Genomic DNA, 6,000 nt, shown 5'->3' on the forward strand with positions numbered 1-6,000 from the left:
AAAAAAGAAAAAAAAGAATATCAGAAGAAAATATATATGAAGAAAATTTTAAAAATATCTCTCAAAACACTCTTGATTTTAATTCTCATAATCTCGATTTCAATCCCAATATATTACAATTATTGGAGAAATAGTAAAACAATAAAAACGTTTAAAGTTTTCAGCGAACCGAAAGAAATTGTTTAAAGTGAAATAATTTGGAAAAGCGATAGTATTCAAAACATGCTGGTTGAAAAAGCATTTTTCTTTGTTCCTGTAAAAATTGAAGGAATTAGAGAAAACTTATATATGCAATTTGACACTGGAATTCCTGAAACTTGCTTTTACGGAATAACATTAAATAAATTGCTTGAAAGTAATACATCTATGAAAACGGAATATTCAAAAGATAGTATTCAATTTCTTAAAAATCCAGTATTAAATATTGGAGAAATGAAACTCAAGGCTGATAAAATAGAAATGTTAAAACGAGGTTCTGAAAAAATTGATAGTTCATTTATTATTATCGGAAGTATTGGGTTAGATGCAATAGTTGGTAGAACTTTAATTTTAGATTTCAAAAAAAATAAAATTGCGATAACTGAAAAAAATATAAATCAATTAGGAAAATCATTTGATTTTATTGCAAATTCAAGCGTAGACAAATTTCCATTATTAATTCCTGCAAAAATCGGAGAAGAAAACACAAGATTATTTTTTGATTCAGGTTCAAGTATGTTTTCTCTACTAACAAGTGAAAAAAGGTTAGCAAAACTACAAAGTAAGAAGAAGATAGAAAAACTCTGTTGTATAAGTAGCGGTGGAAAAGATTATGAAATTTACAGAAAACAAATAACTGAAAATATTCAAATCGGAAATAACATCAAAAAAGAGGAATATGTTTATGGATTTTTTAGACTAAATTTTATAGATTACATTCCTTCATCAATAATTTACGGAATAACAGGAAATAGAATGTTTGACAATGAAATTATTGTTATTGACAATAAAAAAAATATACTAGGAATTGAAAAGTAACTTAAAAACAAGAACGATCTGCCAACACTTGTTACTAATGATTTGGGCAGTTGACTTTAGTACTTGAATCTCAGCTCATATTTTTTCAAAAAAAAACAGTGATATATCATTTGACTTTAAAAAATATATAAATCACTTAGCTGATGAGTTTGGATTTGTAAACAAAAAGCAGATAATAAATTGAGGTGCATTGAAATGTCATATGTATAAATATTTTTCATTTATCTGATAGTCCTTTTCTCTTTTTCTTTCTTCTTTTGTTTTTCAGTTGATTCGGCAAATAATCTGTTGAATATTCTGCCTGCATAAGCATATCTAACAGTTTAACAAAATCAGGAATAGTAAGTGTGTCTTTTTGCAGTTGCATGTCATTAATTAATGATTCTTTAGAAGGAAGTTTTTCATGAATCTGATTTCTTTTTTCTGAATCAGTAACTTTTAATCCGCAACGCTCTTGAATCGCTTTTGCACTGTATTCTTTTCCTAAACTACTACCATTAAAAACACTTTTGGTTTTATGGTCCACATAGGTAATACCATAAAGCAAGCCTGCTGTACTTTTTCGAAACACAGTATGAATTCCTTCTTTTTCCAAACATTTTGCCAGTTGGTTTGTTGACATTGTTCGCTCCTTTAGTAATGCAATATTAATTGCGTTTTTTAGCCGTATTTTGTCAGGTATTCTTCTTATTTCATTGCGTTTGAATTTTTCTTCTATAAATTTTAAAGTTGGTTTACTATAAAAATCACTTGCTTTAATTGGAATACCAATTGGCTTACTTTGTTCGTCCAGAATTCGATACATCAGTCCTTTAGCCAAAAATATTTTTGAATTTTCGCTACCACGGTCAGCCATTACATTATACTGCTTTAGTACTGCATTAAGTTCGGGAAGGCTCGCATACTTGTATTGATTCAGGACTGCATTCAAAACGTTGGATATGGCTTTCTTTGATTCAATTCGACCATACTGCACCTTGCCAACAGGAATTGGCTGCAATGTAAATTCCTCTTTCTTTTTTCTTCCCTCAGCTTTAACGAGTCCAAACAGTTCTTCAATTTCTTTGCGAGCTGGCTCAGATTTCCGTAACCCCAAATGATGCAGGTCAATTCGCTTGCCATCCCTTTCAATATTTATGGTTACCACATGTAAATGAGGGTGCCCTGCATCGTGATGTTGGTATACTAAATAAGGTTGTTTTCCGAAGCCGATTTTCTCCATATAAGTATCGGCAATAGCTATTAGCTTTTCTTTAGAATGATTTTCTGACGGGTCAAAATTTAGGGAAATATGTACGCTGTTCCGTTTTGTATTTTCGTTTAATTCCATCCGTTTTATAAAACGGTTTAGCTTTAAGGTATCATTCATTTTGTCCACATCTACAGGATAGTTTCCTGCTGCGATGCACTCGGCAACACCAGCCTTAACTTTGTTTTCATTGTAGTTAAAAATACTGCGGATCGAATGGCTTGTTTTTATGATTGTAACCATTTGTCCGTAATTTTTTGAATATGTTTTTTGATTTCTTCTACTTTGTTGAAAAGGATTTTTTTATCAAGGTCATAGCTAATTATCCAGTTCCTGAATTCGGGAATCTGCTGTAAAGTGTGTAGTTTTTTTACAGCCTGATTAATGTTGGTTCCAATGGCGTTCAGCTCATTGCGGAGCGCTATCGTTTCTTCCATAAAATCGTCCAGTGATTGGTTTCGATAGGTAGTCACAATTGACTTATCGAAAAGATGCTTCCGAACGTAGTCGCTTAATTTTCGGCACGTACTGGCTTTCCATTTACGCTCAATTTTTGCATATTCTTCGGGAGTTAGGCGCAGCCCAATTATGCGTGTCCTGTTTGAATTTTCTGCTTCCATCATCTATCATTTTCATTGTTTTCAAACTCTTTTTGTCTTATCAGTGTCACTGCCCACGAGTTCCGAGTGTGGGGCAGCAAGATCCGGTTGTTTAACAACCGTTCATCTTGCCGATTGCAGGAACGTTGCAATCTTTCAGCTTTTCAAAGGATAAAGGCTAATTTAAAGCTAGTGTTTGACATAAACAATCATGGGTAAATATTGCCTATAAAATGTCTTCGATAAATAGGAGGAAATGTTCGTTTTTGATTCGATCAGACTGCTGAAAAATTTTTCAAAAGAAAAAGAAAAAAAAGAAAGCAATACAAAATTGGATATGCATCAAACGGAGTGCTATAAGTCCCGAAGGGTGGCACTGCGAAGAATGAGCAGTGACATTATGGGCACGCAGTTGATGAATGTCCAATACCTTAGTTGTACTTTTTGTGATTTTTTATCGGGATATTTTTAAGGTCTTTGGGAGATTGCAAAGTTCTAAGAATACTTATTTCAGAGGTCTTTGAAAGTGTACGCTCCCTTGTTCCAATACAGAAGAAAATGTTCTTAAAATAATTATTAGATCTTGAATAAGGGAGCGTACTTTTTCAAATGAATAGATTTTAATTAATGTGTAAAATTCTGACTGTTTTCAGGAAGGTTTTTACACATGATTTGAAAAAAATTACTGCAGTCAAAAATCATTTATTTGTTTTCTTGAAGTAATGAAATGGTGTCGGCAAGATCATGGTTTGTGATGTAGTCTAAAACAAAATGTTCAACCTCTTTTTTATTCTCAGGTGAAGTGGAAAATGAGTTAAGATAATACTCTGTATTTTCATCTGCAATATGAATAATTTCAGTGTAACCTTTCGAAATTAAAGTGCCTTTTAATTTCAAAACTTTAAGCTCACTGCTACTATCAATTTCTTTTTTAACTCTTAGCTTAATAGTTTTATCCATCGGGTTATTCTTTATTGATACGCGATACTAATATGTTGCGTGATTTTTTGATTTACTATCTATTATACAAACAAAAAAGAGACTTATGACGGTCTCTTTTTGGAATTAATTATATCTTTTATAAAAATTTATTTCACATTTAATAATTTCTCCAAAACTTTAATTTGTTCATCTTTAGATTTCAAAAGTTCCAAATTTAATCGCTTAATTTCTTCTAAAGCTTCTATCCATTTTTCTACTGGATTTATATTGAAAGTTGGATAATAATTGTACCCATTGGATTGGTCATTAAAAGTATTGGATATGATATTTACCGCTTGCTCCTCATCAAAATTCTGAAATGCTTCAACAGGAATTCTCAATGCATTCGAGATTTGTTTAAGCATGTCATCTTCAATTACATCTTTTTGCTCTAGCAAAGAAATTTTCTTCTGATTCCAGTCATTTCCTAGATCAAAAGCCAATGCTTCCTGTTTGATTCCAAGCATTTCTCTGAAGCGTTTTACGTTTCTTCCCTGATGTATTTTCTGTTCCATAATGAGTATCAATTTTCTGAAGGCTCAAAGATAAAGCCATTCGGATTAAAAATCCTGAATTTCAAAGATAAAAAAATATCCTGTAAAATATCCCTTTTATCAGATATTATATCCGCTTTTCGAATAGATTATCCTTTTGAAAGAGTGGAACTTCGCTTTTTAATTTTAAATCTTCCCACTATGAAAAAGAATAAAATATCCTTCGAAACAAGGTTTTGGGGAGGGTTCGTGACAGAAAATCCATTTGAGGCATTTGACGCTATTTTTGACTTTGCACATCTTGATTATTATAAACAGAATTTAAGTGAAGCGGTACTTCACTGTTACAAGAGAAAAGTCTACAAGCAAGAAACCCCCTGTAATGTTTTCGTTTTTTATACTACTGTCTCCTCTTTTCTCAAAGTCTGTTACTATCTGAAAGAAAAAAGTAAAAAATGGAAAGTAAAAGAGTCATCCCGCACTGAAACGGTATTTCATCTTTCTTCCCTGACCAAAGAAGAATTCGACAATCCTTTTTTGGTGCTTCAAAATGCATTTGAAGAGAAAACACTGCAACAGTTTGAATTTTTCTTATCTGAAATCACTGAACTTTCATTGTCTCCCTATTATGGAGATTCTGATTCTGACCTGACGACACCTTATATCCATTTAATCAAAATGCTCGATGCAGGGGAAATAATGAGAGAAAGAGGTGTTGAGAGAATAAAGAAAACTGCTCAGGCTGAACCTGCAACGGAATAAAATATCCTTTATCTAATCTTCAAAAACACAGTATTATGAAAACTCTAGAAAAACTTTCATTTCCAAAACTCGAAAACGAGTTTTTAGAAAATATCCTGAGACAATTGGTTAATCAACATACTGTCATTCAGATGTTTTTTACCAGACAGCCCTCTTTCGTGTTTTCATATCTTATTATCCACATCGAAAAAAATATCGATGCACAAGAGCTACAACAAAACAAATGGGTAAAAAAAGTTAGAAAACGCTATCAGATCGATGTCTATTTCATTTACTCTGAAAGGCTTCATCATAGATTTTCTTTAGGACATCCGTTTATTGAATTTTACTGCCAGCCTTCAGCTATTATCTACCAAAATAAAGAGTTGGAAAATCCGCTTATCGTTAAAAGGGATTGGAAGAAGTACAAGAAGAGGTTTAATATGTTTGAAGACCATTTTCATCACGATCACGATCTTCATTTGTCTCAAGTCCAAAATCTGATTTCAGAAGGTTCTTCAAACAGTGTTTTTACATCTTATGCAAGATTGATTGAATATGATCTTGAATATTTGGAAGAACTGTATTCAGGAAATAGGTCTGCTTCGTTAAATCTAGATGAAAGGATCACTAACCTTATAGAGTACATTCCTGATATTCAAAAATACTTCGTAAGAAACAGCCACAGCAAATATTATCTTATTGATCTGTTTGTTAAAGCAAAAGAAGCTTCCATCAATGATGATGAGGCAATATATAAAAATGAAATGTATGAAGCAGTTGGAATTGCTGAACAAAGCCTCTATCGTCTTATCGAAGAACGGTTTGACGAATTAAAGACATTGATAAAAAAAGGATTATTTGAAAAACACGATGTAGTATGTCAAATTGATGACAAACCTGAGGATGTAATTCTCAG

The 6,000-nt window shown here is 32.1% G+C and carries 7 protein-coding genes; 3 read left to right on the plus strand and 4 right to left on the minus strand.

Annotation, left to right across the window (positions count from 1 at the left end; all coding sequences use genetic code 11):
• Positions 1-222: 222 nt before the first annotated feature.
• Positions 223-1,017 (plus strand): hypothetical protein, encoded by a 795-nt coding sequence (locus ACP7AV_RS06910; RefSeq protein ID WP_426091316.1) that lies wholly within the window; start codon positions 223-225, stop codon positions 1,015-1,017.
• Positions 1,018-1,234: 217 nt separating this feature from the next.
• On the opposite strand, the gene ACP7AV_RS06915 is transcribed toward ACP7AV_RS06910, so the two are convergent.
• The 4 genes from ACP7AV_RS06915 to ACP7AV_RS06930 all read right to left on the minus strand — a co-directional run bounded on the left by ACP7AV_RS06915 (position 1,235) and on the right by ACP7AV_RS06930 (position 4,361).
• Positions 1,235-2,509: a relaxase/mobilization nuclease domain-containing protein gene (locus ACP7AV_RS06915; protein WP_426091317.1), complete on the minus strand. Its 1,275-nt coding sequence runs from the start codon at positions 2,507-2,509 to the stop codon at positions 1,235-1,237.
• Entirely contained in the window at positions 2,494-2,889 is a 396-nt protein-coding gene (locus ACP7AV_RS06920; protein ID WP_426091318.1) for a plasmid mobilization protein, read from the minus strand. The genes ACP7AV_RS06915 and ACP7AV_RS06920 overlap by 16 nt, the downstream gene beginning before the upstream one ends.
• Before the next feature lie 678 nt (positions 2,890-3,567).
• Positions 3,568-3,825, minus strand: a complete 258-nt coding sequence (locus ACP7AV_RS06925; protein ID WP_426091319.1) for a hypothetical protein — start codon at positions 3,823-3,825, stop codon at positions 3,568-3,570.
• Between the two features lie 128 nt (positions 3,826-3,953).
• Positions 3,954-4,361 carry a helix-turn-helix domain-containing protein gene (locus ACP7AV_RS06930; RefSeq protein WP_426091320.1) on the minus strand — a complete coding sequence of 136 codons (408 nt, stop codon included), beginning with the start codon at positions 4,359-4,361 and terminating at the stop codon, positions 3,954-3,956.
• Positions 4,362-4,541: 180 nt separating this feature from the next.
• Here ACP7AV_RS06930 and ACP7AV_RS06935 point away from each other — a divergent pair, with 180 nt between their 5' ends.
• Positions 4,542-5,102, plus strand: a complete 561-nt coding sequence (locus ACP7AV_RS06935) for a hypothetical protein (RefSeq protein WP_426091321.1) — start codon at positions 4,542-4,544, stop codon at positions 5,100-5,102.
• A gap of 35 nt (positions 5,103-5,137) precedes the next feature.
• Positions 5,138-6,000, plus strand: an 863-nt coding sequence (locus ACP7AV_RS06940) for a hypothetical protein (protein ID WP_426091322.1), incomplete at its 3' end; no start/stop codon positions are given.

Source organism: Flavobacterium sp. DSR3-2 (assembly GCF_049896525.1).
In the GTDB taxonomy this organism is placed as follows: domain Bacteria; phylum Bacteroidota; class Bacteroidia; order Flavobacteriales; family Flavobacteriaceae; genus Flavobacterium.